Below are 26,350 nucleotides of genomic sequence, written 5' to 3' on the forward strand. Positions count from 1 at the left end.
GCCTAGCCCTCCTCGCGCAAGGGGCAGACGCCGCCGGCCTTGCGGTATTCGCGCTGCACGGCGGCGAGCAGCACCCGCGTGTCGAGCGCGCAGGCACCAGCGAGCGCCAGGAGCCGCGCATGCTGGGCCGCATTGCGGATCTGCCCGCCGGACAGCTGGCAGCGCCAGGCGAGCTCGTCGAGCAGCCTGCCGGCAACCGTGTGGCCGGCAGGCAGGTGCAAGGCCCAGATCGCGCGCCGCGCTTCGTGGTCGGGCAAGGCGAAATCGACGACGATATCCATGCGCCGCTGAAACGCCCCATCGATGTTGTCGCCGAGATTGGTGGTGACGAGCACGATGCCTTCGTGGCTTTCGAGCCGTTGCAGCAGGAAATTGGTTTCGAGGTTGGCGTAGCGGTCGTTCGCGCTGCTGACCGCGGTGCGCCGGCCGAACAGCGCATCGCCTTCGTCGAACAGCAGGATCGCGTCGAGCGCCTCGGCGCGGTCGAACAGCCGCGCGAGCTGCTTTTCGGTCTCGCCGACATATTTGCTGACCACCTGGGCGAGGTCCACGCGGTATAGCGGCAGTTGCAGCGACGACGCCAAGAGCCGCGCGGCGAGCGTCTTGCCGGTGCCGCTCGGGCCGCGCAGCAGCGCGCGCACGCCGCAGCCCGCGTGGTCCTGCGTGTCGAGCTGCAACGACTCGCGGTGGCGGCAGCGGATCTCCAGCACCTGCAGCTCTTCGCCGGTCGCGGCGTTGACCACCAGCCGGCTCCAGTCGCCGGCCGGGGTCAGGCGCTGGGCCAGCGTATCGAGCGGGCCCTGGTCGAGGCCTGCATCCACCGCCAGCAGGTCGGCCAAAGACGGTAGCGCACGCCCGGCCAAGCGCGCCTGGGTGGCCGCCGCGCGCGCCAGCCGCACGATGCCGCCGCTGACCAGGCGCCGGCGCTCGGCGAATTCGGCGCGGCCCGCCGCCGGCAGCTCGGGCAAGGCCAGCGCCCATAGCTGCTCGCGGCAGTCGCGCGGCGGGATGGGCAGGCTCAGCACGGCACAGCGCCCGTCGAGCTGGCCGCCAAGCCCGCCGTGGGGCCCGAGCAGGCAGGCCTGCCAGCCACCCGGCAGCGGCGCTGGCAGCGTGCCGCCGCGCCATACCGGCACGGCGCCGAGCAAGGCGGACAGCGCCGCGAGCAGTGCCGGCGGCGGTGCTTCGCCAGGCCGTGTGCCGTCGCGCCCCAAGCTGGCGTGCCCCGGACTATCGCGTCCCGGGCTATCGCGTCCCGTGTCATCGAGCAGCAGCGTGCCTAGCCCCTGCTCCGCCGCCAGCGCGGCGACCAGGCTGCGCCGCCCGTTACCCTGCGGCCCGCGTAGCAGCACGCTGTCGATCGCCTGTTCGGCCAGCAGTTGCTGCAGGCGACCCACCTCGGCGCGCAGCGCTGGCGCGAGCACCAGGCCATCGAGCCGGGTCGCGGCGGCCACGGGCTGGTATTCAAGGCCGGCCGCCAGCCAGCCGGGCGCGATATCGCCGCGCAGCGCCTGCAACAGCAGCGGCGGCAGGCGCGCGCACCAGCCGCCCTGTGCCGTGCCGGGATGGCTGCCGAGCAGCAGCCCGCGCCGCATCAGGCTGGCCGCCCGGGGCGGCGGCTCGGCGGCCTGCGGCTCGGCCCAGCGGTCGAGCATGGCCAGCGTCGGCCACGGCTCGTCAGCGATGCCGTGCAGCGCCGCGAACACGGCGCCGAAGCGCATGTCCTGCTCGACCAGCGCGGCGCCGGCGAGCACCACCAGGTCGCCGCCGTCGAGCCCGCAGCAGGCCGCCAGCCGGCTCAAGGGCAGCGCCGCGCCGGCCGAGCGCTCCCACTCTTGCAGCAGGCGGCGCCAGTGCTGCGGCGCGGCCTGCAGCTCGACGCCGGCAAGGCCGAAGCGCGCCAGCTCGTTGATGCAGCTGATCAGGAAGGGAAAGCGCTCGCCGACCGCTTCGAGCGACTCCATCGCCTCGACCGCCTGCTGCATCAGGCCGACCACGGCGGCATAGCCGTAGAGCCGGAACTGGGTGTCGGCGCCCGGCTGCAGGCGGGTATCGGGTTCGCGGTTCATGGTTCGAAATGAAAGCGGATGGTGCGCGCGGCGGCCGGCACCCAGCCCGGGTCGCGGTCGAGGCCGGCGACGCGGATCTCGATCGGCAGCGTGTCGAGGCCCAGGTGGATGTCGAGCGTGTCGTCGCCGACGCTGAGCTCGGCATCATGCCGGCACAGGCGCGGGCCGATGTCGTCGGGCGCGCAGCCGAGCTGCAGCGCAAGGCGTGGCGTGATGGCGGCCACGAGCCAGCCGAGCCACGGGCCGAGCTGCGCCGGCATGGCCCGGCCCGCCTGCCAATCTGGCGGCAGCCGCCAGCCCGCCGGCGGCGCATGGCCATCGCCCGGCTCGGCCCCGGCGGCACGCCCGGCCAGGCAGGCCAGCAATGGCCACAGCGCATCGTCGCGGAAGGCCGGGCCCACCAGCCGCTCGCCGAGCAGCGCGAGAAAGTCCCACGGCGGCAACGCCCAGCCCGGCCGCCGTGGCTGGCTGAAGTCGCCATACAGCCCCAGCACCAGGGCCAGGTTGATCAGGTAGAACACACCGCCGTAGCGCGTCCGTATCCGCGCCGGCTCGGCCGGCGGCAGGGCCGGCAAGGCGGCGGCGGCCGCCACACCAGGCATCGTCCCTGCTATCGCGAGCGGCAGCGCCATGGGTGCGGCAGGCACTGCTTGCTGGACGGCTGTCGGGATCGTTGTGTCGTCTGCGGCGAAGATTTCGATGGCTTGCCGAGCCGCAAGCGGCGGCACCGGCGCGGGATGCGAAACGGCCGTATCCAGCGGCTGGCGATCGGCATCAACTTCAACAGAAACAGTTGGTGCCACGGCTGGCGCGGGCGGCGCCACGACTGGCTGGGGCTGCGATTCCTCACTACCCGCGCCAGCTGCAGCCAGGCAATCGCGCAGCCAGCGCTCGGCGGCCAGGGCGAACGCCGTCTGCCGTGCCGCCTGCGGCTGTTGCGCCAGCGTCAGCGCCAGCCCGAGCAGGGCCTGGCGCTCTGGGCCGAGCCCGGCTACCGATGGCGCGCCGGGCATGGCCAGCCACGGCGCAGGCCGTGGCGCGCGGCTTGTTACCCCCCCATCGCCGAGCCGCGCCAGCAGCGGCTCGCAGCGGCGCTGCCAGGCAAGCAGCGCGTATTGCCGCGGCAAGGCGTGCAGCATGGCCGCCACCGTGGCGAGTGGCAGCGCGGCGAGCAATGGCGCCGCCAGCCCGATCGCCTGCAGCCGTGCCAGCACCACGGGCAGCCGGCCGGGCTGCGCCAGCAGCGCGTCGCCGAGCGCGCCGGCGTTCACGCCCTGCGGGTACAGCGCCCGCCACCACCACTGCGAGCCGTTGCCGGCGAGCCAGTCGCGGCATAGGCAGGCCAGCAGTTCGGCCTCGTCGGCAAACCACACCGCCGCGCTGGCTGCAGGCACGAAGCCCAGCGCCGGGCGCGCCGCCGCGGCCTGGCAGCGGGCCAGCGTGGTGGCGAGCGCCGCCTGCCAGCCGTCGGACAAGGCAGCCCCGTCCTGCACCCGCCCGGCGAGGCGGCGCACCAGCAGGATGGCAGCGGCCGGCAGCGCCGACGGGGGCAGCTCCGTCGCCGCCAGATCATGCAGCAGCGCGCGCCCAAGGCCCCGCTGCCGCTCGACCAGACGAAGCCGGCGGATCGTGCCGGCGGCGCGCGGGGCGGCGTTCATCGCTCATTTCGCCAGGGTCAGCACGACCGAGTAGATCTGCACCGTGCCCGCCCCTTGCGGTATCGTCACCTTCAGGTATTGCAGCGCGGTCTTGCCCGAGCGGAAGATGTCGCCAACCTTACCGCTGTCGAGCGACTTGGCGTTGATGGCGACGGCGAAGTCGCCACCCGCGCCGGACTTGATCTCGGCGTCGTCGAGGCTGGTGGCGGCCTGCAGCGATGGGTCCTTGACCGACTGCACGACATAGGCCAGCTCGGCCGCGCCGCGCTTGAATAGCTCGGCCGCGTCGGCATGCCCGGTCAGGGTGATCTTCGCCAGCGTCTCGGTGTCGCGCAGATTGAACGGCAGGATGCCCGAGGCGCCGCGCTCGTCGGCGCTCGCCACGCCATCCTGCAGCGCCCAGCGGCCCACCTTGTCGTTGGCGCCGTTGACGAAGGCCGGCACCAGCACGATCTCGCCGGCCTTGGCCTGCGCCGGCGCGGTGGCCGGCACGGACTGCCCGGCCAGCGCCAGCAGCGCCGCGCGCAGCGAGTTGTGGTAGTCGCGGGTGATCAGCTTGCCGTCTTCGGCAATGGGGATGGCGGCGAGCAGGCTGGCGAGGTCGGTGGTGGCCATCTGGCATTCTCCAAATCAGAATCGGGTATCGGCGAAGTGGTCGTGATCCCACGTCGCATAGTTGAAACGGGCATTGCCGGCAAAGCGCAGCGCGCAGCTCGCGAACACCAGCACCGCCTGCGGCCGCTGGCCGGCCTCGCTCGCGACGCGGTTCTCGTGGATGCGGTAGAGGCGGAGCGGCGGCGGATTGCTCAGGTCGATCGGCGCATGCTCGAACGACTCGGTCAAGAGCGACGGCAGGCGCGAGGCATCCATGTCGATGCTGCTGCCGACATCGAGGCCGGCAAAGAACTGACCCGGGTCGAAGCCGCTCTCGGGCGCGCTCAACGCCACCGGCAGCAGCCCCGCCGCGGGCAGGAAGCGCAGGTGTGCCTTGGCGCTGAAGCCCGCCAGCTGGCCGGCCGCGACGATGTCGTCGAGCTGCGACTGGAACTGCAGCCACAGCGCCTCGCCCTCGACACGCCGGCGCTCACCGGCCCACACGCCGAGCGCGTGGCCCTCCATGCGCCGGTCGGTCAGCCGGCGCCGCGCTGCCCACATGTCGATGAAGCGCAGGCCGTCGGCAGTCCAGTAGATCACCGCGAGCGGCACCTCGCATGGTGTCAGCGTGTCGGGCCGCAGCCGGTCGGCCACACCCCAGCCGTCCAGCACCGGGCCATAGGCGTTGGCGGCAAAACCCTGCTGCGCCTCGATGCCGAAGCAGCGCCAGGCAACCTGGCTGCGCAGCCATTGCTCGTCGGTGCTGGCGAGGTCGCCCAGCTCGCTGTCGAGCGACAGGCGGCGGATCTGCACGGTATCGACCAGCACATCGGTGTTGCAGCCGCCGCCGTACAGCTCCAGGCCGCTGGTCGGCACCTTGCCCTCCTTGCTGCCGGCCGGCGCGATGGTGAGCAGGTAAAGGCCGGCGCCGGCGATGTAGGTGCCCTGGGCCGTCGGCGAACACGGGCCGAAGCCCGAATCGGCGAGGCTGCCGGCGCGGGCCTGGCTCGCGATGGCGATCGCTGTCGGCTTGTCGAGCACCAGCACCTGGCCCGCGCGGCTGACGGCCGTGCCGGGTGCGATGGCGACGATCGGGTTGCCGACGCTCGAATCGGGGTCCACCGTGACCTCGAGCCCGCGCACGATGCCCTCGCCGCAGGCCGTGCCGAGCCGCATGTCGGCGAGCCGCCGTGCATCCTGCTCGCGCTTGAGGTCGCCGGCCGTGAGCAGGCGGCCGTTGAAGAAGAAGACATGGCGCAGGCCGTTGTCGAGCAAGGGGGTCTGCAGGTCGAATGCGGTCATCTCGCTGCCCTCCTCAACCGTCGCGCTCGAATTCGCTGACTTCGATCATGAAGCGGATCGCCCGGAAGCGGTCGTCGCGCCGCTGCGCCACCGCCACCGTGAAGCCGGGCGGCACGCCGGCCTGCGGCTGGTCCTTCGCGAAAAAGCCGGTGAAGAACAGCTGCAGCGAGGCGATGCTCTCCTGCCCCGGCAGGAGCCACGGCGTGAGCTTGACGATGTAGGTCGAGTCGGGTGAGAACTTCGGGAAGGTGAAGCGCACCCCGCCGAACTTGCTGATGTGCGGCGTGATCGCCTGCAGCCTGTTGTAGGTCGGCGTGACCTTGGCATCCTGCCCTTCGAGCGGGTTGTCCTGCCCCGAGGCGAAATTCAGCTCCATCGTGACCCAGCCCGCCGCGACGATGCCAAACGCCTGCTTGATCGGCCGCCCGACAAACTGGCCGCCCCCCGTCTGCGGCGGCGCCACCGGCACCCAGGCCTGGCCGTCGAAGCCGAGCAGCTGGCCTGCCTGCGGGTGCAGCGCATCGACCTTGTTGCGCTGCAGGGCAACGATCAGGTTGTCCTGGCTGTCGCCGTCGAGCACCACGTCGCCATTCAGCGGCGGCGTGCCGTGGGTATGGTCGCTGCGCGAGTAATTGGCCGAGGCGCCGGCCGTGGCGGGCAGCCCGAAGCGGGTTTCGTCCTCCACCGACGCGCCCGGCGCGGGGATGTCGGCGCTCGCCGGCGCCAGCGGCGTCCACTGCTTGTTCTGGAAGGTCAGCACGTCGCCGGGCTTGGGCTTGACGGCGGCCAGCTCGATGCCACGCAGCGCGGCGACGGTGTTCTTGTCGATGCTGCCGGTCACGTCGCCGGCCAGATCGGGCAGCTTGGGCAGGCCGTGGTCGTGGTCGGCACGGCTGTAGTCCTCGCTTGTGCCCGCCGTCGATGGCTGGCCGAAGCTCGCCGCGGCTGCCACCGTATTGCCGGCCCGCGGCACCGCGCTCTGCCCAAGCGCGCCCAGCAGCCATTCCTGCACCATGCGCAGATGCAGCACATAGGGCCGCACGCCGTCGTCGGGCTGCGGCAGCGGCTGCTTGCTGTCGAGCAGCAGCGCGCCATCCTTGGCGACGAGATCGAGCGTGATGCGCCCGAGCAGCAGCGGGTCGGGGCAGCAGTCGCCGTCGTCCGCCGGGCCGGGGCAGTTCGGCGCGCAGCCGATGCAGCACTGCGCAAATTTGGGCCGCAGCTCGGTGGTCCACAGCTCGAAGGCCAGGCGCAGATACTCGATCACATCATCGGGCGCGATGTGCAGGCTCGTAGGCGGGCTGCCGAACAGGAAATCGCCCGGCGGCGACGCCGGTGGCGGCGAGGCGAACCACGGCGCGACGGCGGCATGGATCGCGGCGAGAAAGTTCGCGCGGTCCGTCGACGGCTGGCCGTTGTCGCGCATGTCGACCTGCCTGAGCCACAGGCAGAAATCGCGGATCGCGTCTTCCTCGCGCTGGCGCGGGCGGTCGAGCATCAGCTTCAGGCAGAAGTCGTCGGCAAGCCGGGTCGCCTGGGTCAGCTCGGCATCGCTGCGGCAGGGCTCGCCCGGAATCGGCATGGCATCGGTGGGGCAATCGCGGTAGCACAGTGCGACGTAGACCGTCAGCGCGCCCGGCGGCGAGCCCAACTGGCGCCGCACCGCGTCGTCGTGGCTGGCGAGCCAGCCGTTGATGTCCGCGCACTGCGCGCTCGGCACGCAGATCAGCTGGCCTTGCGAGCTCAGCGCCGCGCCAGACTCGACGCGCACGCGCGGCCCCTTGTCGCCGGGCTCCACGCTCACGTCGAGCCCGCGCACGGTGCCATAGCCGATCAGGTCGCGCGCGAGCCACTGGTCGCGGTTCTGGTGATAGGCGAACTCCTGGCGGAAGTCGTCCTCGCCCAACACCATGCCGAGCACATAGTTGACGTGCTTGCTCGGGTCCAGCGCGGCGGCATCCAGGTTCGCCGGTGTGCTATCGCAGCAGCCCATGTTTGCTTCCTCTCATATCGTCAGTCCTGCTTTCCGGCCGCGCCACGCGGGCCGTTTCATCCTGTCTGCCGGCCAGCGCCGCTCAGCACTCGATCGGGTAGCGCATGCCGCCGGGCCGGTCGCCGCGCGGCGCCAGATAGCCCTCGCCGACGTGCTGCACGCCCAGCGTGAACGGCGGCTGCAAGGCGCGCGCGCCGCGATCGACGAGGGTATCGAGCCCAAGCCGCGCCTCGCCGACGCGCAGCAGCGCCCAGTAATAGCCGACGTCGAACGTCGTGTGCGCAGGCTTGGCCAGCTCGACCACGCGCTTCGCCACCGCCAGCCTGCGCGCGAGCGCCGTCGTGTCGGCGTCGAGCAGCGAGGGAATCAGCACGCGAAAGCGATGCGCCAGGCCGTCCATCTTCTTCACCACCGTTTCGAACTGGTACCAGTCGCTGAGCGCGGCGCCGTCGCTGGGCAGGCGCTCGGGCGGCACCAGCTCGTCGAGGCTGTGCCAGTCGCCGCGCCACGCGTCGTTGAGCGGTTTGGCGCGCTGGTAGCGGCGCTTGAGAAAGCCTTGCCACAGGCCGCGCGCGCGCAGCAGCCTGCCGTCGCCCGCTGTGGCCAGGTAGTCGCGCCAGTCACGCGCCTGTCGCTCGCTCTGCCACTGCCCGGCGGGCACCGTGATCTCGTCGAAGCTGGCGTAATGGCCGGCGTGCGCGATGTTGAGCTCGCCCACGTCGCCCTCGTAGCGGTCGGTCAGGAAATGGCGCCAGGCCTGCCCTTCGGCGCCGGCCTCGGGGACGAAGCCGAGCTGCTGCGTGGCGAACCTGGCCCACTGCGTGGCCGCATCGGTATCGGTCGGCGCGATCAGCTCGAAGCGCGCATTGGGCGTGGGCTGGCCGGTCCCAGCCTCGATGAATTTGCGATAGCGCGCCTGCAGGCCCGCGCCAAACTCGGCCGGGGTCCAGCGCCCGGCGGGCTGCACCGGCACGCTGCCGGGATCGAGCGGCTCGCCCCACAGCACGCCGGGCGTGCTGCGCGTGAGGTAGCGCTCGACGATGCGGTAGCGTTGGCGCGACTCCGGCACCTGGCCGGGGGCGGCGAAGGCGGTCTCGTCGAGACAGGCATCGAGCGCGAGCGACAGCGCCATCCGCAAGCCGTGGACGGTGCCGCGCCAGGCGTAGACATCGAGCACATGGTGCAGCAGCAGGCGGCGGCGCCATTCCTCCCAGGCCGGGTCGAGCGCGACCTCGTACCAGCTCGCGAGCCAGTCGAGCGCCTCGGGCGGTGCGCTGCGCCAGTCGAACAGCGTGGCAACCTCGACGATGCGGTCCTCGATCTCGGTCAAGGGCGCCTCGATATTGGCCAGGAAGCGGTCGAGGAAGCTCGCCGATTCGGCATCCTCGCGGTACACCGCCGGCAGGTAGCGTTCGAGGTAGGAAAAGCGCGGATACCATGCCCGCACGGCGCGGATGCGCGGCGTGGCGCGGCTGTTGCCGGTGAGTACCAGCCGCAGTTGCAGGTAGCGGCCACGCGCCGCCTGCAGCAAGGTCTCCCAATGGCCGTAGGCGATGCCGTTGCGCGCGGCGGGCAGCCTGAGCCACGGCAGCTCGGGGCCGCCATTGCGCGGATACGGGTCGGGCTCGCGCCGCCACGGCGCCACGGCGAGCGCCACGCGGTCGTTCGCGCAGCGGCTCCAGATCTCGATGCCGGTCTCGGCCGGCAGCGCGGCGTCGAACACCAGCCGGTGCCACACGCAATCGGGCTCGCCGCCGTCGAAACCGCTGTCGGCCGAGTCGATCTCCGCCCGCCCGGCAAAACGCGGCCGGCTCTGCGCCAGCAGCGGCACCCAGCCCTCGCCGAAGTCGTAATGGGCCACGCCGAGCCGCAGCAGCAGGCCCTTGCCGCCGAAACGGCGCATCGGCAGATAGCTGGCCTCGGGCCGCAGCGAGAACTGCGGCTGATCGAGATGGACATCGAAGGCAAAGCCCTGATTGCCCTCGCTCGACGCGACGATCAGTTGCGGCGGCACATCGCCGCTGGCCGGCAGCAGCACGAAATCATGCGCGTGCAACTCGAACGTCGCCCTCTCCTCGTCCACGATCAGCGCCGCCAGCACTTCGAACGACACCGGCTCGCCGAGCCGCTGGGCAGCTCGATAGCGCTCAATGCGCGAGAAGCGCCCCTCGCCGCGGTCGAGGATCAGCACCGAGCCATCGGGCAGCGCCTCGATCGCGATCGGGTCGCCCGACGCCAGCGGCGAGGCGGCCCAGGCGAGGTCGAAGCCGGCCCCGAAGCGCGGCAAGGGCTCGCGCCGCACGCCGCGTGGCGGCTCGGGCTGGAACTGCGCCTCGGGCGCGGCGTCGGGCGCCGGCTCCGGGCCGCCGGGGCAGACACGCAACTGGCGGTCGATGCCCCAGTAACGGCGGTTGGCGCGGTCGAGCACCCACACGCCGCCGCCGGGGCGCGGCGCCATGTCCCACGGCACGAACGGCACCGCTGCCGGCCAGCGCCACACGGTCGGCGCGCCGCCGCCGAACAGGTCGAACAGCAGCAGGCCGGCGGGGGCGATGCTGCCCGCTATCAGGTAGTGGTCCTCGCTCACGGCCAGGCCGCCGAGCAGCGCCGGCGCCGCCTGTGCGACCTCGACCGGGCCGAAATCGCCGGGCAGCCGCCGCAGCGGCGCCGCATCGACGGGCCAGAAGCGGCTCACGCGGCCGTCGCCGGCCGATTGCACCATGATGCTGCGGCGGTCATCGCCTATCCAGTAGACATTGCCATAGCGATCGGCGCCGGCGCCGCGCCGCTGATCGAGCATGGCCGGGCTGTCCGAGCGCTTGAGGCGGAAGGCGAACAGCTCGGACCTGAGCCGCAGGTCGCCGCAGCGCCAGTCGACCGGCGCCGGCGGCTCGGGTGGCGGCGAGGCGTGCCAGGCATCGGCCAGCGGCATGCCGCCGGCGCGCCAGCGGCCCCAGTCGTCGGCCGTGAGCACCAGGTGGAAGCGGCTGCCGTTGGCATTCATCGTGGCTGTCCTAACATTGCTCGGGCACGAAGGGCACCGGCATCACGCGGGTGCCGCTCGGCACATTGTCGAGCGCGCCGGTCGGCTGGCCGCGCAGCGCGTCGAGCGGCAACGCCGGGCCTGCCTGCACCGCGATGCCGAGCACCTGCGGCAGCTGGATGCCGACGATGGGTACGCTGTCGCCGTCGGCATCGCCATCGCGCGCCAGCAGCAGCTCGTTGACCTGCAACACGCCGTCGACGCGCGCCGCCTCGGCCATCAGCTCGCCCTTGCGCACGGCGGTGCGCAGCGGCCAGCCCTGTTCGGCCTGCGCGGCCGGGTCGAGCGCGGCGGCGGCCAGCGCCGAGGCATAGATCGGCGCAAGGAAATCGAGCAGGCGCTGCTTCACCGCGTCGCGCACCTCGGATACCGCATGGCTCGCCTTGACGTCGATGCCGAGACTGAGCCAGATCGGCACATACACCGGGCCGCGCAGCACCAGCTCGGTGGTCACCAGCCGGCGCGGGTCGAGCCAGGCGCACAGCGCGTTGATGAACAGCCGGTCGGGCTCGGGTGCCGCCGGGTGCAGCGGGTCGTGGCTCGGCAGCACCAGCAGCGTGACCACACCGGGCGCGTCGCCGGGCTCGTTCGGCGACAGCTCGGGGTGGAAGGCCGGCAGCACCTCGATGCGGCCGATGTCCACGCCGGGCGCGCGGCGCGCGAGGGTGGCGAAATCGGCGGAGCTCACCAGCCGCTCGCGGTGCTGCAGATAGCGCGCGATCTGCTTTTCACCGTCGGCCACCGTCTCGGCATCGGCCCCGCCCCAGCTGCGGATCGGGTTGACCACGACGATGCCGGCCGGCAAGGCCGGGCCGTTGTTGAGCGCACCGCGCGCGACATTGCCGGCGGCACCGACGCAGGCATCGTAGGAGACGGCCAGGCTGGCGTTCTCGGGTGGCCGCTTGCCATAGCGCACGCCGTCGCCAAAGCGCAACACGCCGGCCTCGTAGTCGGCGACGAACACCTCGACCGGCCTGGACGGCGCCGGCGGCGTGCCGGGCGGCACCTTCCAGTCCGGCTGCGGCACTTCAGGGCCAGCCGCGAGCAGGTCGTCGATCTCCTGCCAGGGCGCGTCGCTGCCCGCCACGCGCAGCGTGATCGAGCCGCGCACCACGGGCTGCCGTGCGAGCTGGCGCGTCTGGTCGGGCTGGCCGTTGCCGGGCGTCAGCACCTCGTTGTTGACGCGGATGCGCTGGCTCACCGTCACCGCGTTGATGCCGGCCCACAGCAGCTGGATCTGCGCCCCCGCCACGGCGCGCACGCGCAGCCAGGTCACGAGCCGCGCATCGAGCTTGGGGTCGTCCAGCATCGGCGGAAAGTCGCCGACGCCGGCTTCGAGCGGATCGAGGTTGTCCCACAGCTGCAGGCCGTCGGCCTCGGGCAGCGTGAGTTCGACCACGCCGGGCCCGGACGTGACATCGCCGAGCGGCCTCGGCTCGCGCCCGGCGTAGCGGGCCGTGGGCGTCGCGTCGGGCGTCACCACCGGCAGCTCGAAGCGCAGCAGCTGGCTCACATCGGGCTGGCGATCGGCGTTCGGCGCCAGGCTGCGCCGCGCGTTGTCGAGCACCGGCGCGAGCCCGAGGCTCAGCGTCTTGCCCGCAAGCGCCTTGCGCAAGGCCGGCAGGTCGGCGCCAGCCGGCCCGAGCAGCGCGATCCACAGCGAGGCGTCGACGGCGTCGCGCGCGAGGTCGATGCCGTCGGGCTCCTGCACGGTCAGCGGCACGGCTTCGTACAGGCTCACGTCGAAGTTCGCCGGCGGGTCCTGGTCCTTGTACGACGCATACAGCAGCTTGTAGTACTGCTGGGTGGCCGCGTCGGGCGCCACCGCGCGCTTGTAGTAGACCAGCGCGTCGAGCGGCAGCACATCGAGCCCGTGCTCGGTGCGGAACGGCACCGCGCCGGCACGCAGTTCGAGGTCGGCGTTCAGCGTGATCACGCCGGCCACGCCGCTCTGGTTGCCCAGCGTGACGATGCCGCGCGCCGCGTTGCCGGGCGCCAGCGGCACGCCGAGCAGCTGCAGGAACTTGCGGCGGTTGCGCTCGGGCACCTGGTCGGCGCGGTAGAGAATGCTCTCGTGCAGGAAGGCGAACAGCTCCAGCAGCGTGCGGCCGGGGTCGCTCGGGCCGCTGTTGGTCCACTCCGGCGTGTGCACCGGAATCCGCGCCAGCATGTCGTTGAGCAATTGCTGGTAGCGGCGCGGGTCGAGCGGCGGCAGGGTCAGGGGCATCAGCGCGCTCCCAGTGTCACGCCCACGCTGAGCCGTTCACGCTGCTGCGTGGCGACCAGCGTGTAGCTGATGGTGGCGATGGCGGTCTCGGCATCCTGCGGGTGCGCCGCCACCTCGACGCCCTGCACGCGGATGCGCGGCTCGAAGGCCGTCAGCGCATCCCGGATGCGGTCGGCGATGGCGACGTGGGTGGCGGCGATATTGGGCTCGAACAGGAAGCGCCCGAGCCCGGCGCCGAAATCGGGCCGGTACAGGCGCTCGCCCGGCTCGGTCATCAGGATGATGCGGATCGCCTCGCGGATGTTGTCCTCCCCGCTCGACCAGCACATATGGCCATCCGCGCCGACGCGCGGCGGGAAGCCGACACCTTGTCCGAACAGCCGGGCCTGATCCATGTGCGGCTCCTATCGTTTCGCCTTGAGCCCCGGCACCGGGAAGCAGGTGATGAACCACGGCAGCCAGCGGAAGATCAGGTCGAGCAGGCTCACCATGATGATCAGCAGGATGAAGGCGCAGATCGTGATGATCGGGATCGACAGCGAGCAGATCATGCCGAGCGCCAGTTGCGGGTCCTTGCCGGTGCAGGGGCCGCCGTCCGCACCGCCCAGGTCCTTGTGGAAGGGCCACGGCAGCACCGACATCACCAGGTCGCCGAAGCTCAGGCCCTTGGCGCGCTGCACCTGGCCGCACAGCACGTTGGAGATCTCGAAGGCGGTGTTCTTGTGAAACTTGCTGAAGCCCGCCGGCGTGGTGTCGAACGGCAGCGCGATGCGGATCGGCCGCGCCGGAGCATCCGGATCGTAGAAGCTGGCGAGCTTGAACGGCTCGGTCGGCGCGCTGACGATGTGCGGATGGATGGGCGCGCAGTGCGGGCGCGACAGCACGCAGCGGATCACGAACCAGCCATCGCGGAAATCGAGCCGGCGCTCGGCCGCGGCCGGCACGGCGGGCGCCGCCGGCGCGCTGGCGAGCGGCAGGCGGCGCACGATCAGCGCCAGCAGCTTGTCGATGCTCTCGACGCGATCGCGGATCGCGCTCTCGCCGCCGGTGCCCTCCTGCACCGCACCGCCCTGCTGCACATCCGCCTGGTCGCCTGGGCCCAGCGGGGGCACGTTGCTGGACACCGGCTGCCACGGCAGCATCGGGTCGGCGAGCGGGAACAGGAAGCCGGGCCAGCCGGCGCTGGACGCGCTGCGCCTGAAGCTCGTCGTGGCCTTGTCGAGACGGTTGCGCGGCGTATCGGCGGCCGGGTCGGGCTCGCCGCTCACCGGCTCGCCCGCGGTGATGGCCTGCAGCGCCTGGCGCAGCGTGCGTTTGACCGCGCTGGCCGGGTAGGCCGGGGTCGCCAGCTGCGCCGCATCGGCATCGCTGAACACGGTGTTTTCAAGCACGGCGTACAGGGGGTCGGCGGGGTCGAGCGCGGTGCTGCCCGCGATCAGCGCCCAGTCGGCGGGCAGATACAGCTTGAGGAAATCCGCCAGCGCCAGCAGCGTGAGCCAGGAGCCATGCTGAAGCTGGTCGCGCGCCTCGTTGACGATGTTGAGCTTGAGCACCGCCGGGTCCTGATCGTCGGCCTTGGCGTTCTGCGGATCGTCGCGCAGCCGCCTCGTCTTGTAGGCGCTCTCGACCAGCCGTTTCCACGGCTCCGTCACCTGCATCCTGAGCGCGGCCATGCGCGCGGTGCGCGGGCTGGCGCCGGTGCTCTGCGCCACGCCGTTGCCGCCGACATCGAGCTTGCGCCCGCCGAGGTACTGCTCGCGCCGCCCCACCGGCACCAGCCCGGCCAGCATGGTGCGGCGGTGGCCGTTAGGCTCGGCGAAATTCAGCGGGAACAAGGGCAGCAGTTCTTCGCCGGCGGCCTGCGTCAGCACGCCGCTGTCCTGCCGGTGGCGGCCGAGCTTCTGCCAGCCCGGCCCCTGCGGCGTGCTCACCCAGGCGTATTCCTCCCAGCTGTCGAGATCGAGCGCCGGCAAGGCATCGCTCGCCGTCAGCGGGGTAGCGGGCATCAGCCGGCGCAGCACGAAGCCGGTCTGCTCCGCCTTGGCGTTGTCGGGCAGGTGGTCGGGAAAGCCCGGCCGCTGGCACACCAGCGAGGCCGTCACCAGGTAGTAGCGCTGGTGCGCCGGCTGGTAGAGCTTGAGCGGCGGCGTGGCGAGCGGCGCCGGCAGCGTGGCCGGCGGGGTCTGCGCGAGCAGGCTGCCGCCGATGCCGAGCCGGGCCAGCGCGCGCGTCTTCAGCGTGCGGGCGCGCTGCGCGAGCGGGCGCGGCGCCGCCAGCAGCTGTTCGCGCCCGGCCTGCTGCGGCTCGCCGCGCCAGGTCTCGTGCCGCGCGCGGTACTGGCCGACCTGGGCCGGATCGCGCGCGAGCACCGCGAACAGCTCCTCCATGAACTGGTCGCTGGCGAAGCGCAGCAGCGCCGGCTGCGCGATGGCACCGGCAAGGCCGCTGCCCTGGTCGCGCACCGAGGGCCACAGCGGTGCGGGGGTGATCCAGTCGAGTAGGTGGGCCATGTTGTCCCTCACCAGATATTGCCGGCGCCCGGCGTGTAGGTGGCGGCGATGATGGTGTTGGTGATGACCGTGTCGGCCTGCACCACGCCGCTGAATTTCGACATGCCGGCATCCACCGTCACCATGCCCGCCGACACCGCCACCTGCGAGGCGTTGACGGTGACCTTGGCCGAGGCGGTGATGGTGATGCCGGCGCTCTCCAGCTTGATCGAGTTGCCGTTGCTGTCGACGATCTCGACCACGCCGGGACCGTCCTTGAGCGATACCTTCTGCCCGCCCGGCGTTTCGAGGATCAGCTTTTCCTGGCCGTCCTGGTCGTCGAGCGTCACCTTGACGCCGTTGCGCGAGCAGATCTGCTTGAGGTAGTTGTTGCCCGAGCCGTCCATGCTCTGCGGCGGGCTGTCGCTGCCGTTCCACAGGCCGCCGACGACATAGGGGCGGTTCACGTCGCCCTGCTCGAAGGCGACCAGCACCTCGTCGTTGACGTCGGGCACGAACCAGCTGCCGCGGTTGTTGCCGCCCATCAGCGTCGCCAGCCGCGCCCAGGCCTCGTAGGCATCCGTGCCGCCATCGGGCGACCACGGCAGCTTGACCTTGACGCGGCCCTGGCTGTCCGGGTCCTTGATGTCCGTCACCAGCGCCGGGCACACGCCATACCAGTGCCCGCCAAAGCCGGCCGGGACGCGGCTTTCCATCAGCGCGGCGAGTTCGGACGATTGCGCGGGATGCATGGCAATCTCCTCAGGGCTTGCCCAGCGCGGCGCGCTCGGCGGTGAATTCGCTGCGGATGCCGCGCACCAGGTCGAACAGGTGGCGCACCGCGACCAGCGTGTACTTGCCGTTGAACAAGGGCCCCAGGCCCTGCAGCTCGACGCGGGCGCCCACCCTCATGCGCGAGTCGGCCTGGGCCGTGCCGCGCCCCACCACGAAGCGCCGCGCCATCAGCCGGAACAGCGCCTCGGCCTGCGCATGCGCCTCGTCCGAACTGCGCGGCGCCAGGTGGCTGAGCACCTCGGCACGCGCGCCGAGCGCTGATTGCAGGATGGACGGCCCGCCGTCGCCGCCGTCGAGCTCGCCGCTGATCGCAGCGTCGTCGGCGTCCTCCTTGATCGCCTGCTTGCCGGCGACATCCCAGCCGCCGACGGTGAGCTTGCTGCGCTGGTGCGCCAGATCGGCCAGCACCGAGAACTCGCGCAGCTCGGCCCCCCAGGTCAGCTTGAACGGCGCCCCGCCACCGGCGCGGCCGCTGCGCGGCTTGAGGTTGAGCGTGCTGCCCTCGACCCACAGCTCGCCGCCCATCAGCCGGGCCCGTTCGCGCAGGAAGGCCAGGTCGCTCTGGTTCACCTGCGCCAGCAGCTTGTGCGTCGGCCCGCTCAGCTGCACCTGCGGCGTCAGGCCGTGATCCTGCGCGATGCGCTGCGCCACGTCGGCGTCGCTCATATCAGCGAAACTGCGCGTGCGGCGCGTCATGCGCAGGTCCTGCAGCCTGTCCTCGGCCAGCACCGCGAGCCGCGGCGGCTGGCCCTCGGGGAACACGCCTTCGAGCGCGGTGATGCGGCCGTCGAACAGCGTCCCGCCGGCGAGGCGGATCACCAGCGGCTTGCCGAAATCGAGCATGGCGCGGTCGAAATACAGGAAGCCCAGCCCACCCTGCCGCGCGCCCCAGTTGCCAAACTCGGCCTCGCAGCGGTAGACGCCGTTGACATCCTCGCTGACGGCGAGCGACATCAGCCCCGCCGCCAGATCGGCATTCTCGCGGCCATCGACGACGATGGCCGGCCGCGCCGCGTAGATCGCGTTGTCGTTCAGTGCGCCCATGTGCGCAGGGCCCTCTCGGCTTGTTGCTCGATCACCCGCTCGATCGCGTGCGGCGTCACCGACGGCTGCTCGCTCGGTGCGGCGTCAGCCGACTCGGCCGGCACGGGTGGCGGCGGCTCGGTGATGACTTCGAATTCGTTGATGACGACGGGCATCCGCTCAGTCCTTGGTTTGTTTCGTCAGCGAATGGCTGGGCACGCTCAGCGGCTAGGCCCTAGCCCTTCGGCAGGTTCAAATTCAAATCGACCAGCTGCCCCGGCAGCAGCCGCCGCGGGTTCTCGATGCCGTTGGCCGCGGCGATGGCCTGCCAGTCCGCCGCCTTGCCGATGGCCGCCGCCATGCCCTGCAGCGTGGCGCCAGCACTGGCCGCCGACAGTGGCGTGGCGCCGGGCAGGCTGGGCGCGCCGGGGGCGCCGAACTCGGCCTTCAGTATCTTCTGCTGCGACATTGCCAGGCTGATGTTGGCGCGCAGCGGCTTGCCCTCGGGCGAGAAGAATTCGAGCGTCTCCTCGATCGAATCGATGAGCCCATCGAACTTGAACGAGCCCCAGCTGAAGCGCACGCCCGGCGGCACGAAGCGCGTACTGTCCTTGCCGTCCTGTTTCGGCGTCATGAAATAGATCACCTCCTGCGTCAGCCGGCGCACGTCGTCGACGCGGTGGCGCGGCTCGATCGCGGCGGTGACGTCGAACCACAGGCTCAGCGCGAGCTTGGTGGTGCCGGCACCGACGAACTGGCGCCCCGAGGTGCCCTGCCCCTGGTCGCCCTTGGCGCTCTGCTGCTCGGTCTTGGCCTGGTTGGCAAAGCTGACCTTGAGCGTTTCGGGGTTGAACTGCACGCCGACGCGCTTACCCTTGAGGTCGATGTCCTTCAGGTCGGCGGTCAGTTCGATCAGTTCGGCCTTGGCAAGCTCGGGCATGCTTGGTTCTCCTCAGGGCTGGCGCCATTCGAGCGATTCGTAGGCCAGCTGCAGTTCTTCGACGGCCAGGAGGCCATCCTTGGCGTTGAGCGCGGGTGCCTTGAGCTTGATCGGCAGGCAGCGCGTCAGCACGAAGCGCGCCGTAGGCGCGTGCGAGGCGTCGAACAGCACCACCTCGGCGCTCGCGCGCAGCGACGGGTTGCTGCGCGTGTCGTTGATCCACTGCCACATGTCGAAGCCCTCGGTGAGGCCGCGCTTCAAGGTCAGCTGGCCGAACGCCAGGCCGCCGGCCAGGCGGATCTGCCGGCCGTTGTTGCCGCCCTCGCGGATGGTCTTGACCTCCACCGTCATCTCGAGTCCGTCGCACTCGGTGAAGGCGGCGCCGGCGAGTGGCGTCGGCCTGTCGTCGCGCGTGATCTCGACGCTGAAATTGAAGGCGGTGAACGGCGCGGCCATCAGTGCACCTCGCTCGTCAGCAGGCGGTCGCCGAGCTGCACCAGGCGCACCGACAGGAAGGCCAGCGGTATCGCCGGCGCGACCTTGAGCTCGACGAAGAAACGGCCGTTGTCGAGGTCGTGCGCGGTATTGGGCGGCAGCCCGACATTGACCTGATAGGCCTGGTTCGCAGCCACGCCGGCAAACGCGCCACGGCGGAACAGCTCATTCATCAGCGCCTCGAAGCCGCGCGCCACGCTGCGGCGAAACGTGTCGGACAAGGGCTCGAACACGTAATGGCTGCCGCGCTGCAGCGCAACGCGGCGCAAGAGGCTGATCAGCCGCCGCACATTGATCGGCCGCCAGTCGGGGTCGAGGCTCAGCGTGTCGGCGGCGAGCGCGAGAAAGCCGCGCGCCTCCTGCCGCAGCAGGTTGACCTGCGCGTTCAGCAGCGCCTGGCGCGATTCTGCCGGCAGCGACGGATCGAGCGCGACGACATCGCGCAGCACGATATTGGCCGGCGCGATCCACGCACCACGCTCGGCGGCGCGCAGCGCGAGCTGGGCCAGCGCCAGGCCGTCGGGCGGCGCGGCGACGGGCCGCTGTGCGTCGTGCGACAGCGCCCACGGGTGGTAGAGCGCGCCGAAGCTCAGCGCGGCGGCCTCGGTGCCGCCGAGAAAACGCGGGTCGAAACCGTCGCCGGCCCGCCGCAGCAGGCTGGCATGGCCGATCGCCTGCGCCTCCCGGTAATGCCGCGGCAACGACAGGCTGGCAAAGAAATCGCCACGCCCGGCGCCGAGCCGCAGCAGGGCGATATGCACGGTGCGCAGCGCGCTGTCGTCGTAGTCGGCCGGCGGCTCGAACACCGCATCGGCCAAGGCGCCGATGTGAACCGCCACGGGCGCGGACCAGTGGCTGCCGTTGATGCCGGACAGCGCCCGCACGCGATAGTAGTAGTCGCCCACCGGCCGGCCGTAGAACGTGGCCTGGCGCGCCTCACCGCGATACACCTCGCGCGCGTCGCCGAAATCGGGGCGGTTCGCCTCCTGCAGCACGAAGCTCAGCCTGTCCTCGGGCTGCGACCAGCTCACCGTCAGCGTGCCCAGCGCATCGGGCGGTGTGGCCGCCAGCCCCGGCGGCGCGATGACGCGGATCGCGCAGTCCAGGAACGGCCCGGACGGCGGTGCGTCGATCAGCGGCAACGGCGACGGCAAGGGGCAGGCGGCATCGTGCCACCATTCGGGGTGCGCGATCAGCGGCGCATCGAGCGGCGGCACGGCTGCCGGCGGCGCCTGCATCCGCCAGCGGCGGTGTACCGCGTCGGGCACGGCGATCAGCGTCGCTTCGTCGATGATCGCCGAGTCGGCCCAGCCGAGCGCCGCGTGCAGGCCCCGCAGCGCGCGCGGCGCGGGGTCGAGGTAGCGCAGCCGGTCGGCCTCGCTCATCAGGCGCTCGCTGCTCACGCCGGCGAGATCGCGGTCGAGGAACAGGCTGGCATCAAAGCTGGCCAGCCCGTTGCGGGCAAGCGCCGAGCCGCCCTGCCGCACCGCGCCGAGCGGCGCGCTGAACAGCGCCGGCACGGCCAGCGGCAGGCACAGCGTGCGTTGCTTCTCGGCGCCGGCCAGCGCAAAACGCGGCAGGCCCGTTGCTGGCGGGTCGCCACGGTAGTATTCGTCGTCGCTCGGCAGGTCGTTCCAGTAGCGCGCATGGCCGTCGGCGAGGCCGAGGCCGGCCAGCGTGACGGCCTGGCCACCAAGCTCGGCGCGCAGGGTCAGGCTCAGCACGCTGGCTGCCGTTGCCGCCTGGCTCGCGCGCAGCAGCGCGACCGCATCATCCATGTGCAGGCGCCGCCACATCGTGCCGCTCACCCGCACCCAGCCGCCATCGAGCGCCACCTGTTCGACGGCGCACCACCAGTGTTCGCCGCCGGCATCGAAACGCAGCCAGGCGCCGATGCCCGGCGCCCGCTCGGGCGGCAGCCTGAGCCGCAGCGCCGCACGCCCTGCGCCATCGAGCGCCGCATCGAGCCACGCCGCAGCACGCCGGGCCAGCGGATGAAGGTAGCCGAAGGCCGGCAGCAGGCCGCGTCCGGCTGCCGGCACGCGCGCCGCGCTGTAGACCCAGGCCCGCCCCGGCAGTCCACCCAGCGGCGGGCTGGACTGCGCCATGCGCTCGAACGCGAGCCGGTGCCCGAGCCGCGCGCGCAGCTGCCCCGCCGCGCCATCGAGCGCGACGACCGCGGCCAGCACCACCACGCCGCGCGCCTCGTCGCGCAGGCACACCACATCGCCGACGACCGGCAGGGCCTGCCCCGCGCCGAGCTTGAGCCAGCGTTCGCCGTCCCACGGGTCGGCCAGCGGCAGATGGCGCTCGCTCAAGGCCGAGCGCAACCTGAGCGCGTCGGAATACGCCCCCCTGGCGCTGGCCCGCGCAAACGCCGGCGCCACCGCGCGCACCTGGCCGACGCGGTCGAAACGCGCCAGCAACAGGCCGGGGACCGGAAAATAGTTGTAGCTCGCGCCCTCGCCCGCGACGCGGATGATCCAGCAGCGGCGCCCGCCGTTGGCGAAATACTGGCGCACCGCCGGGCCGAGCAGCGAATACTGCAGCTCGTCGCGCGTGTCGTCCCAGGCCAGCGGCACATCGTCGCCGAATACCGCGCGGAAGGCGGCCAGGCTCTCCACCGCCACCGGCCAGTCGAGCGGGCCGCTCGCGGCAAAGCCTGCGAACACCGCCACGTCCATGCGCGGCAGCGGGTCGTCGAGCGATGCCGGCTGCGTCTCGAAACGCACGCCGGGCAAGGGCCGCAGCGCCAATTCGCTCATCTCACGAGAGCTCCAGCCGCTCGTAGGCGAGCACCAGCTCCTCCATCGCCACGTCGTTGCCCTTGGCGTTGAGCGGGCCATAGGTGAGCTTGAGCGCGCGCGCGTTCTTGAGGTTCCAGGTCATCACCGGCTGGTCGTTGCTGCGGTCTTCGCTATAGAGCTGGATGCTGACCGACTTGAGCGCGCTGGCCTTGCCGGTGCGCACCTCGTCTATCCATTCGAACAGCGCCGTGGTGCCGAGAATGCCGCGCTTGAGCGTGACGTCGGCCGCCTTGTTGAGGCCGGACAGCTTGCGCACATTGTTGTCCTTGTCGTTGCCGTGGCGGTATTCGGTGACGGCCACCTCGGTGCCGATGCCGCTGATCTCCTGAAAGCCGCCGACATCGCGGTTGTCGATCTGCACCTGGAAGTTGAACTGCATGTAGGGCCGGTTTTCGCGTGGGGTGGGCATGGTGCACTCCTTGCTCGATCAGGATTTGCGGTCGGCCGTCCACTGGCCGATGCGGAAGATCACGAACTCGGCCGGCCGCAGCGGCGCGACGCCGATCAGGCAGACCAGGCGGCCGTTGTCGAGGTCGTTCTGGGTCATGGTCGAGCGGTCGCAGCGCACGAAGAAGGCCTTGTCCGCGGTCTCGCCCAGCAGTGCGCCATTGCTCCACTCGTTGAACAGGAAATCCTTGATCGTCTCGCGCACATTGGCCCACAGCCGCTCGCCGTTGGGCTCGAAGACGGCCCACTGCGTGCCGAGGTCGATCGAGCGTTCGAGATAGGCGAAATAGCGGCGCAGGTTGACGTATTTCCATTCCGGGTCCGAGCTGATCGTGCGTGCGCCCCACAGCCGGTAGCCGCGCCCCTCGAAGAAGCGGAAACAGTTGACACCCTCGGGGTTGAGCACCTCCTGCTGCGCCTTGTTGAGCATGGTCTCGAAGCCCAGCGCCAGCGTCACCACCTCGTTCGCCGGCGCCTTGTAGACGGCCCGCTCGATGTCGTTGCGCGCGTAGATGCCGGCGACAAAGCCGGACGGCGGCATGGCCACCTCGCGCCGCGTCACCGGGTCGAGAATCTTCACCCACGGGTAATACAGCGCGGCGTACTTGGAGTCGTACTGCGCGCGCAAGGCCCGCACGTCGGCGATGGTCTGGCCATCGCCGCAGTCGAGCACGGCGATGCGGTAGCGCATGCGTTCGGCGTGGCTGATCAGCAGGCTGATGATGGTCGCCGCGTTGTCGCGGTAATCACCCTCGTAGCCAAAGGTGGAGCCCGGTGCGGCGACGATCGAGATGTCCTCGATTGCTTCGAGCGACTTGAGGCCGGTCTTGAACGGGCTGTCGTCGGGCGCGGTACCTTCGTAGGCATCGAAGCCGGGGCGCACGCCATCGTTACCGCCATCAAGCACGTAATCGACCGAGCGGTCGGCATCGGGCGAGCCCGGCTGCGCCAGCGAGGACAGCAGGCTGCTCTTGGCGGCAAAAAAGGCCTGCAGCGCCTGAATGCCGTTGCCGACATCGGTGCCTTCATGCGCATCGCCGGGGTTGAGCAGTGCGCGGCCGCGCTCGACCACCACCGGCAGCCGCCGCGCCAGCGACAGACTCGCCGGCCGTGCGGCAAACACGTCGAACACCGAGTCGGGCTGGCCGGCACGCGTATGGTCGGGGTCGAGCGGCAGGCCGGACCAGGTCTGCGGCGGCTGGTCGCTGTCCTCGTCGGGGAAGACGGTGATGCTCAGGCTCAGCACGCGCACCTTGTCGCGGAAGGCCGGGTTGGCGTGGTAAGCCAGGTCGGCCAGCGTCACGGTGGCGGGCGGGCTGCTCAGGCTGGTGCCGGAGAGCGGATTGGTGAACTGCCAGATCGGCTCGCGCGTGGTCGGGTCGAGCGCGTTCCCGGCCAGATAGAAATCGCCAGGCTCCGGCGTGCCCGCTGCCGGCGGCGAACCGAGCGGCGAGGCGTTGTTGATGTTGCTGATCCACACCACGTCGCCGGGCAGCAGGCCGTTCAGCGTCTTGACGCGCTGGCTGCTGTCGTTCGGGTCGGGCTGCTCGCCGAGGATGTTCTGCGACAGGCTCAACGTCAGCCGCACCCGCATCGCGCCCGAGCTGCCGGGAAAGCGCGCGCGCACGCGCACCGTGCGGCGTACCGCGGCGTTGGTGGCGGGGCGCTGGCCATCGGTGGTGAGCCAGGCATCGGCATAGCCGTCGTCGGTGGACGAGACCGACGCAAACACGCGCGACACGTAGAGCCGCTTGCCGCCCTGCTCGAAGAACGCACGCACCGCGTGCCACATGTAGTTGTGCATCGCCGGCGCGCCATCGAAGCGCAACTGCTGCCGGTCGCCATACATGCGTTCGAACTCGCCGAGGCTCGTCACGACCTCGGGTTCGATGTCGATCGGGCCGTAGCGCGTGGGGCCGACAAAGCCGGTGGTGGTGGTGCTCACCCCTTCGATCGACTTGGCGCGGAACGAGGTCTCCTCGACGTAGACGCCAGGGGCCAGGTATTCGGGCATGGTGCTCTCCTCTGTTCAAAAGAGCCCCTCTCAGCGGGCCCAAACTTGCCAGCTTGCGGCCGGGCGATGCCTGCGCGCCCCGTGCACTCACATGCACGGCGGCCGCTGTGCGCCAGCCTGCCCCAATCTGCCCACAGCACGAGCCCACTGAGATGGGCTCCTTGTCCGGCGCACCCGGCGTCAGGTGCGTTGCAGGTACAGCCAGGAAGAACCCGCGGTCGCCAGCACGCGCTCACGACCAAACTCCACGGTGATCGCGCCCAGCGCCGCCAGCGGCGAGACCGTCGCCAGCGGTACGGCGGCGCGCTGCCCCAGCATGGCGCCACAGTCGGGCGCGGTGGCGGCGGCAAGGCTCGCGTCGTAGCGCACCGCCAGCTCCACCGTCCAGCTGAACATCGGCGCCCCGCCCGGCGGCGAGGCCGGCGGCGACAGCACCGGCGGCCGCTCCGGCTCGGGGTAGGCGAACATCAGCTGCAGCGCCCCGTTCGCGTCGGCCACGCCGCGCCCGATCACCTCGCTGCGGTAACGTGCCTCGACCACCGCCCAGGCCGCCGGGCTGTCGCTATGTGCATCTCGCAGCTGGGCGCGCATCACCGCGAGCGGATACGGTTTGGGCCGCACCGGCGACGGATAGAGCGGGATCGCCCGGCCGGCCGGCGGCAACGACAGCAGGCAGTCGGGCATGAACAGCCCCTTCTGCGGCAGCCGCGCGGGAAAACGCTGCGGCAGGAAACGCCCCATGCGGTCGCCGACCTCGATCAGGTAGTCGCGCGTCGGCATCGGCTGCCGCCAGAAATCCGCATCGCCGCTGCCCGCGAGCCGCCCCGGCATGCCCGGCAGGCGGTGCAGCATGAACACGCCGCTGCTGTTCGCATGCGCCTTCGACACGAGCTCGGGCTCGGCCAGCAGCGTCACGGTCACATCGAGCCCCATCTTGATCGGCGCCAGCGTCAGCGCATCGCAGAACGTCACGCCGAACGGCGCCACCCACGACACATGATCGGGTGACAACGGATCCGCCAATACCCCGCTCATTGCGTGAACCCCACGTCGAAGGCGCGCGTCTGCACCGGGCCGGCCTCATCCACCGAGATCGTCGAATCGAGCTCCACCAGCCGCGTGATGTAGGTCAGCGGCGTCTGCATGCGCGGGGTGAACTTGTCCCACAGCCCCAGGTAATCGGCGATCGGCATCGTGTCGAACACCAGCTCGACGGCCTCGTCGTCGCGGAAGGTGTCGGGCTCGGGCATGTAGGAGTTGATCACCGAGGCCGGCAGCACGGCGCGGTCCTCGATGAAGCGCGCGGCCCAGCCGAGCAGGCGCTGCTGGCGCTCGCCGTCGGCGGCCCAGGGCGTCAGCATGTAATGCAGGTCCACCGGCAGCGAGGGCCGCCACAGCCGCCCGTCCGCCGTGCGGCGCAGCGGCAGGTTGCGGCCGATGGTGTTGAGCGCCACCCGGTAGAGGCATAGCGAAAAGCCCTCCGCCATGGGCTCGGCAAACTGGGCGGTGGTATAGAGCTCGAATCGGGGGCTCAGCAGGAGCGCACGCGGATAGTGCTCCTGAATCAAGCCCAGCACGGCTTTGCTGACAGCCGCGGCTGCATTGAAGGTCGCCATAACGCTCGTCGTGAGGGTGGTATCGAGACTGGATTGGCAAGCTCCGTGCCATGCCGCGCAAGGCCTGCAAACGCCTGAATTCACAGGGCTATGGCGGCAGGCGGATACAGCAGGTGGGCTGGCGTGGCCCCACCCGCCGCCGGCCTGCCCGCCACAAACACCTGATTTGACTGGCCTGGTCGCAAGCTGGCGGGCGAATCGGCATGGGTCAAAACTGCCTCATCCGTGCGATTGGCCCGCTTCTTGCATGACAGGTGGATAGCCATTCGCCAAATCGCTTCGTCACGCCGGGTGGCGGCGCTGCAAAAGCCCGCCAGGCAAGGGTCGCAGCAGCCGGGGCTGCAGGTGCGGCAATCGTGCCATGCACCAATACGGGCAATCCGCAGGGCACACCGCACCAGAGGTGCAAGCTGGGCAGGCTGACATCAGGAGGTAACACAAACACGCAACCTTGATCACGCTGCCGTCACGCCGGACGGCCCCTTGCAGACTCAATCAGGAATCAGGAGGCATCATGCTAGCGAAACCCGGAAAATCCCCCTGGAGCACGCTCCCGTCCCGCATCGAGCGCAGGCTGTTCAGCACCAGCCACACCCTGATCGCCCCGCGCGACCCCCGCCGTGGGCGCCTGTGGCAGAGCCTGCTGGCGACCGTGCAATCGAGCTGGCCCATGCTGCTGGCGATGGCCTGGCTGGCGGCAGCCATGGCCGGCAGCGACTAGCCGCCCAGATCGGCCAAGTGCAGGCAGGCCCGGGCCGGCCTGTGCGCAATGGCGCCTGTCAACGTGATCCGCCGCGCCAGCCGAGGCCACCGCTAGCTGCCACGGCCCCCCCCGGGC

Annotated in this window: 20 protein-coding genes; 1 reads left to right on the top strand and 19 read right to left on the bottom strand. The window is 71.1% G+C overall.

Annotated elements, in window-relative coordinates:
* Positions 1-2: 2 nt before the first annotated feature.
* From ABWL39_RS08740 to ABWL39_RS08830, 19 genes are all read right to left on the bottom strand, one after another.
* Positions 3-2,069 carry an ATP-binding protein gene (locus ABWL39_RS08740; RefSeq protein WP_367789160.1) on the bottom strand — a complete coding sequence of 689 codons (2,067 nt, stop codon included), beginning with the start codon at positions 2,067-2,069 and terminating at the stop codon, positions 3-5.
* Positions 2,066-3,727, bottom strand: a complete 1,662-nt coding sequence (locus tag ABWL39_RS08745; RefSeq protein WP_367789163.1) for a hypothetical protein — start codon at positions 3,725-3,727, stop codon at positions 2,066-2,068. Before ABWL39_RS08745 ends, ABWL39_RS08740 begins: the two co-directional genes overlap by 4 nt.
* 3 nt (positions 3,728-3,730) lie before the next feature.
* Entirely contained in the window at positions 3,731-4,342 is a 612-nt protein-coding gene (locus ABWL39_RS08750; protein WP_367789166.1) for a hypothetical protein, read from the bottom strand.
* Between the two features lie 15 nt (positions 4,343-4,357).
* Entirely contained in the window at positions 4,358-5,623 is a 1,266-nt protein-coding gene (locus ABWL39_RS08755; protein WP_367789169.1) for a hypothetical protein, read from the bottom strand.
* A 13-nt stretch (positions 5,624-5,636) separates the two neighbouring features.
* Positions 5,637-7,616 (bottom strand): hypothetical protein, encoded by a 1,980-nt coding sequence (locus ABWL39_RS08760; protein WP_367789172.1) that lies wholly within the window; start codon positions 7,614-7,616, stop codon positions 5,637-5,639.
* Between the two features lie 82 nt (positions 7,617-7,698).
* Complete coding sequence (locus ABWL39_RS08765) at positions 7,699-10,620, bottom strand: phage tail protein (protein ID WP_367789175.1); 2,922 nt, start codon at positions 10,618-10,620, stop codon at positions 7,699-7,701.
* Positions 10,621-10,630: 10 nt separating this feature from the next.
* Positions 10,631-12,886, bottom strand: a complete 2,256-nt coding sequence (locus ABWL39_RS08770; RefSeq protein WP_367789178.1) for a baseplate J/gp47 family protein — start codon at positions 12,884-12,886, stop codon at positions 10,631-10,633.
* The gene (locus tag ABWL39_RS08775) at positions 12,886-13,281 is read right to left on the bottom strand and encodes a GPW/gp25 family protein (RefSeq protein WP_367789181.1); all 396 of its coding nucleotides are present in this window, start codon (positions 13,279-13,281) and stop codon (positions 12,886-12,888) included. The genes ABWL39_RS08770 and ABWL39_RS08775 overlap by 1 nt, the downstream gene beginning before the upstream one ends.
* A gap of 9 nt (positions 13,282-13,290) precedes the next feature.
* Positions 13,291-15,396, bottom strand: a complete 2,106-nt coding sequence (locus ABWL39_RS08780; RefSeq protein ID WP_367789184.1) for a hypothetical protein — start codon at positions 15,394-15,396, stop codon at positions 13,291-13,293.
* 8 nt (positions 15,397-15,404) lie between these two features.
* Entirely contained in the window at positions 15,405-16,127 is a 723-nt protein-coding gene (locus tag ABWL39_RS08785; protein WP_367789187.1) for a phage baseplate assembly protein V, read from the bottom strand.
* Between the two features lie 10 nt (positions 16,128-16,137).
* The gene (locus ABWL39_RS08790) at positions 16,138-17,214 is read right to left on the bottom strand and encodes a phage late control D family protein (RefSeq protein WP_367789190.1); all 1,077 of its coding nucleotides are present in this window, start codon (positions 17,212-17,214) and stop codon (positions 16,138-16,140) included.
* Entirely contained in the window at positions 17,202-17,369 is a 168-nt protein-coding gene (locus ABWL39_RS08795; protein ID WP_367789193.1) for a hypothetical protein, read from the bottom strand. The genes ABWL39_RS08790 and ABWL39_RS08795 overlap by 13 nt, the downstream gene beginning before the upstream one ends.
* Positions 17,370-17,428: 59 nt before the next feature.
* Positions 17,429-18,133 (bottom strand): peptidoglycan-binding protein, encoded by a 705-nt coding sequence (locus ABWL39_RS08800; protein WP_367789195.1) that lies wholly within the window; start codon positions 18,131-18,133, stop codon positions 17,429-17,431.
* A gap of 12 nt (positions 18,134-18,145) precedes the next feature.
* A complete protein-coding gene (locus ABWL39_RS08805; protein ID WP_367789198.1) occupies positions 18,146-18,589 on the bottom strand; it encodes a phage tail protein in 444 nt (147 codons plus the stop codon).
* Entirely contained in the window at positions 18,589-21,393 is a 2,805-nt protein-coding gene (locus ABWL39_RS08810) for a phage tail sheath C-terminal domain-containing protein (RefSeq protein ID WP_367789202.1), read from the bottom strand. The genes ABWL39_RS08805 and ABWL39_RS08810 overlap by 1 nt, the downstream gene beginning before the upstream one ends.
* A 1-nt stretch (position 21,394) precedes the next feature.
* The gene (locus ABWL39_RS08815) at positions 21,395-21,844 is read right to left on the bottom strand and encodes a phage tail protein (RefSeq protein ID WP_367789205.1); all 450 of its coding nucleotides are present in this window, start codon (positions 21,842-21,844) and stop codon (positions 21,395-21,397) included.
* An 18-nt stretch (positions 21,845-21,862) separates the two neighbouring features.
* On the bottom strand, positions 21,863-23,896 hold the full coding sequence (locus ABWL39_RS08820; RefSeq protein WP_367789208.1) for a phage tail sheath family protein: 2,034 nt from the start codon (positions 23,894-23,896) through the stop codon (positions 21,863-21,865).
* A gap of 180 nt (positions 23,897-24,076) precedes the next feature.
* The gene (locus tag ABWL39_RS08825; RefSeq protein ID WP_367789210.1) at positions 24,077-24,919 is read right to left on the bottom strand and encodes a hypothetical protein; all 843 of its coding nucleotides are present in this window, start codon (positions 24,917-24,919) and stop codon (positions 24,077-24,079) included.
* An 8-nt stretch (positions 24,920-24,927) separates the two neighbouring features.
* Complete coding sequence (locus ABWL39_RS08830) at positions 24,928-25,512, bottom strand: DUF4255 domain-containing protein (protein WP_367789213.1); 585 nt, start codon at positions 25,510-25,512, stop codon at positions 24,928-24,930.
* Positions 25,513-26,026: 514 nt separating this feature from the next.
* On the opposite strand from ABWL39_RS08830, the gene ABWL39_RS08835 reads away from it, so the two are divergent.
* Positions 26,027-26,233: a hypothetical protein gene (locus tag ABWL39_RS08835; protein ID WP_367789216.1), complete on the top strand. Its 207-nt coding sequence runs from the start codon at positions 26,027-26,029 to the stop codon at positions 26,231-26,233.
* Positions 26,234-26,350 lie beyond the last annotated feature (117 nt).

Origin of the sequence: Chitinivorax sp. PXF-14, from assembly GCF_040812015.1 — a bacterium.
In the GTDB taxonomy this organism is placed as follows: domain Bacteria; phylum Pseudomonadota; class Gammaproteobacteria; order Burkholderiales; family SCOH01; genus JBFNXJ01.